Origin of the sequence: Paraburkholderia sediminicola, from assembly GCF_046027355.1 — a bacterium.
In the GTDB taxonomy this organism is placed as follows: Bacteria; Pseudomonadota; Gammaproteobacteria; order Burkholderiales; family Burkholderiaceae; genus Paraburkholderia; species Paraburkholderia sediminicola_B.
The window spans coordinates 1-3,840 of sequence record NZ_JAQQEK010000082.1 but is presented as its reverse complement, the minus strand read 5'-3'; the positions used below and the strand labels follow the sequence as shown (position 1 = coordinate 3,840).

The following is a 3,840-nucleotide window of genomic DNA, read 5'->3' as shown; positions in this document are numbered from 1 at the left end:
TTCCGGCCGGACGGCGTGACGGTCGCCGTGGTCGACAGCAACGGCCGCGCGCTGCTCAAGACCGTGCACATCGGCCGCGATTTCGGCACGCACGTGGAGATCACGACGGGACTCGCCGCCACCGACCGCGTGATCGACAACCCCGGCGATTCGATCGCTACCGGCCAGATGGTTCAGATCATGCCGGCCATGCATAGCTGAGTGCTTCGTCACAGAAAGGATTTGCCGATGTTTTCCCTGTCTCTTTCACGGCCGCTGCCGCGCCGCGCGCTGGCGGCCACGCTGATCGGCGCGCTGCTCAGCGCGTGCTCGACCTTGCCGCCCTATCAGCGCCCGAGCGCCGAGATTCCGGCGCACTACGCAGGCGCCGCGCCCGGCTGGGCGCAGGCCGCGCCGGCCGACGCCACACCGCGCGGTCCCTGGTGGACGATCTTCAACGATCCCGTGCTGAACCAGCTCGAGGCACGCATCGACGTGTCGAATCAGACCGTGCGCAAGGCGGTCGCGCAGGTTCAGCAAGCGCGCTCGATGGTGGACTATCAGCGTGCCGGTTTCTTCCCGACCATCACCGCCGGTGTCGCGCAGGAGCGCTTTCGGACCTCGCAGAACGTCGAAGGGAAATCGCTTGCGGGCAAGACCGTGCCGGACTATTCGGCGGGCGTGGCCGCGAGTTGGGAGCCGGACCTGTTCGGAAAGATACGCGACAGCGTGAACGGCGCGCAGGCCGACGCTCAGGCGAGCGAGGCCGACCTCGAAGGCGTGCGCCTGTCGATGAGCGCCGATCTGGCCGTCGACTATTTCTCGCTGCGCTCGCTCGACACACAGAAGAAACTGCTCGACGACAGCGTGAGCGCCTACGCCGCCGCATTGAATCTGTTGCAGCAGCAACTGAAAGACGGCGCGATCGATGCCTCCGCCGTCGCCCAGGCCACGACGCAGCTCGAAGCGACGCGCACGCAAGACACCGACATCGACGTGACGCGCGCGCAGATGCAGCACGCGATCGCCACGCTGATCGGCGAACCGGCTTCGACCTTTACGCTGCCGCCGAACGGTTCAGCCGTGACGCCGCCTGCGATTCCACCTGGTGTGCCGTCACAACTGCTGGAACGGCGCCCCGATATCGCCGCCGCCGAACGGCGCGTGGCATCCGCGAATGCGCAGATCGGCGTGGCTCATGCGGCGTTTTTTCCGGATCTGGTGCTGTCCGCGAGCGCGGGGCTCGAAAGTACGTTTTTCGCGCCGTGGCTGAGCGCGCCGAGTCTGTTCTGGTCGCTCGGTCCACAACTGGCCGGCACGCTGTTCGACGGCGGCAAGCGCAAAGCCAGTTTGCACGGCGCCACGGCGCAATACGATGGCGCGGTCGCAGACTATCGTCAGTCGGTGCTGGTGGCGTTCCAGCAGGTCGAGGACAACCTGTCCGCCCTGCATTCCCTCGCCGACGAAGCCGCCAGCCAGCAGCGCGCCACCACGGCCGCGGACCTGTCGTTGCGGCTCACGACGAACCGCTTCAACGCGGGCGCGGTCAGCTATCTCGACGTCGTGACCGCGCAGACGATTGCGCTGACGAACCAGCGAATCGCGGATCAGATCGCCGCGCGGCAGTTGGAGTCGAGTGTGTTGTTGCTGAAGGCTTTAGGCGGGACGTGGGGTGGCGAAAGCAAGAACGCGGCGGGGTCTGTGTAACCAGTTGTACGCCCTCACCTGGCACGCGGGAACCTCAGCACGAACCGCGTGCTGCGCGCATCGCTCTGCGCATGCACCGAGCCGCCGTGCAGTTCCATGATCGTGCGCACGATGGCAAGCCCAAGCCCCGTCGACCCCGTGGACCCTTGCGACAACCCCGACGACGGCAGCGAACTGCGCGACGGATCGACCCGATAGAAGCGATCGAAGATCCGTTCGAGGTGCTCGGCGGGAATCGGCTGCCCCTGGTTCTCCACGGTCACGCGCACCGCGTCGGCCGACGCGCTCGCGTCCAGCACGATCTCGCCGCCCGGCGGCGTATACCGAATGGCATTGGCGAGCAGATTGCTCACGGCGCGGCGAAACAGTTCGAGATCCGCCGTCACGCTGGCCGCGCCGCTCACGCGTACGCGCACATTCGCGTCTTCCGCAATGCCTTCGAAGTAGTCGGCGATATGGGCCAGCTCCTGCCCCGCGTCGAACTCGCGCAGTTGTTTGACGAACTGCGGATGCTCGGCGCGCGCCAGAAACAGCACGCTCTCGATCATGCGCGAGAGCCGGTCGCACTCTTCCAGATTCGAGGCGAGCAGCGACTCGTATTCATCGACGGAACGCGGCCGGGCGAGCGCGACTTCGGCGGCGCCGCGCATGTTGCTGAGCGGCGTGCGCATGTCGTGCGCGAGGTCGGCGGTGAAACGCGACAGACGCTGAAAGCCATGCTCGACACGCTCGAGCATCGCGTTTAGCGAGGCCACCAGCGTTTCGAGTTCGCTCGGCACGCGCGCCACCGCGATCCGCGTATCGAGGCGATTCACCGTGACGAGGCTCGCGCTCGCCGCGATATCGCGCAACGGCCGCAGCGCGGCGCGAATCAGCAGGTAGCCGAGCAGCATGGCCAGCACCACGCCGGCCACACCCGCCATGTTGAGCTTATCGCGGTAGCGGTCCAGCAGGAGCCAGCGGTCGCTCATGTTGCGCGCCACCAGCAGGCTCGCCGTGTCGCCGTTACGCAGCCGTGCGTCCGTGAAAATGCCGCGGATCGGCGCGCCGCCGCGGCCGGTCCAGTCGCCGAGATCGGCCTCGGTGATACGCGCCGTCGCGGCAACGCGCGTGAGCGGCGGCAACCCCGCGACGGTCGCGGCGTCGCTTGCCGCGTCCGGCACGGCGAGCGCGCCGGCGATGTTGTGTTCGATCGCCCGCTTGCCGTCGGGATCGAACACTTCCATCGACAGCGCTTCGTTGCCGAGCACGACGCTGGTCAAGCGCTCGCTGTGGTCGCGAATGCCTTGCGCCGAATCCAGCTCCTCGGCGAGGCGCCGTGCGTGGCGTGCGGCGAGCACGATGTCGAGATTGTCCTGCGCCTTGATCTGCTTTTCGAGCGCGAGATACAGAAAGCTGCCGACGAGCACGAAAACCGCCAGCGTCGTCGCGCCGAACGCCAGCGCAAGCGCTGCGGCAAGCGAGCGGCCGCGCATCAGGCAGCGTCCTTCAGTTCGAGCACATAGCCCACGCCGCGCACGGTGTGGATCAGCTTGACGGGAAAGTTGTCGTCGATCTTGGTGCGTAGACGGCGGATCGCCACTTCGACCACATTGGTGTCGCTGTCGAAATTCATGTCCCACACATACGACGCGATCTGCGTGCGGCTCAGCACTTCACCCTGACGCCGCGCGAGCAACTGCAGCAGCGAGAATTCACGCGGCGTCAGGTCGATGCGCATGCCGCCACGCTTCACACGACGGCGGTTCACGTCCATTTCCAGATCGCCCACCTTGATCAGTTCACTTTCGCGCGGCGGGCCACGGCGCGCCAGCGTGCGCACACGCGCCAGCAATTCGACGAAGGCAAAGGGTTTGACGAGGTAATCGTCCGCGCCGAGTTCGAGGCCGCGCACACGGTCGTCGACGTCGTCGCGCGCGGTGAGGAATAGCACGGGCGTGGTGCGCGTGGCGCGCAAGGTCTTGACGATGGTCCAGCCGTCCATGCCGGGCAGCATCACGTCGAGCACGATCACGTCGTACTCTTCTTCCTGGGCGAGGATCAGCCCCTGCGGGCCGTCGTTCGCCACGTCGACCGCATAGCCGGATTCTTCCAGGCCCTTCTTGAGGTAGGCTGCTGTTTTCAGCTCGTCCTCGATCACCAGGATTCGCATCG

4 protein-coding genes are annotated in these 3,840 nt (G+C 66.5%); 2 read left to right on the top strand and 2 right to left on the bottom strand.

The window, feature by feature from the left end:
• Together PQR42_RS45250 and PQR42_RS45245 are read left to right on the top strand one after the other, a co-directional pair.
• On the top strand, positions 1–201 hold a 201-nt coding region (locus tag PQR42_RS45250), incomplete at its 5' end, for a permuted SH3 domain-containing protein (protein ID WP_494478192.1).
• Between the two features lie 27 nt (positions 202–228).
• Positions 229–1,686, top strand: a complete 1,458-nt coding sequence (locus PQR42_RS45245) for an efflux transporter outer membrane subunit (protein ID WP_408496045.1) — start codon at positions 229–231, stop codon at positions 1,684–1,686.
• 14 nt (positions 1,687–1,700) lie between these two features.
• Here the strand turns inward: PQR42_RS45245 and PQR42_RS45240 are convergent, their stop codons facing one another.
• Both PQR42_RS45240 and PQR42_RS45235 read right to left on the bottom strand, forming a co-directional pair.
• The gene (locus PQR42_RS45240; protein ID WP_408496043.1) at positions 1,701–3,161 is read right to left on the bottom strand and encodes a heavy metal sensor histidine kinase; all 1,461 of its coding nucleotides are present in this window, start codon (positions 3,159–3,161) and stop codon (positions 1,701–1,703) included.
• Positions 3,161–3,838 (bottom strand): heavy metal response regulator transcription factor, encoded by a 678-nt coding sequence (locus PQR42_RS45235; RefSeq protein WP_408226157.1) that lies wholly within the window; start codon positions 3,836–3,838, stop codon positions 3,161–3,163. Before PQR42_RS45235 ends, PQR42_RS45240 begins: the two co-directional genes overlap by 1 nt.
• Positions 3,839–3,840 lie beyond the last annotated feature (2 nt).

Bases quoted from the DNA above. Each gene is read 5' to 3' on its own strand.
- PQR42_RS45245 (WP_408496045.1), top strand. From the start codon at position 229: ATGTTTTCCCTGTCTCTTTCACGGCCGCTGCCGCGCCGCGCGCTGGCG.
- PQR42_RS45240 (WP_408496043.1), bottom strand. From the start codon at position 3,161: ATGCGCGGCCGCTCGCTTGCCGCAGCGCTTGCGCTGGCGTTCGGCGCG.
- PQR42_RS45235 (WP_408226157.1), bottom strand. From the start codon at position 3,838: ATGCGAATCCTGGTGATCGAGGACGAGCTGAAAACAGCAGCCTACCTC.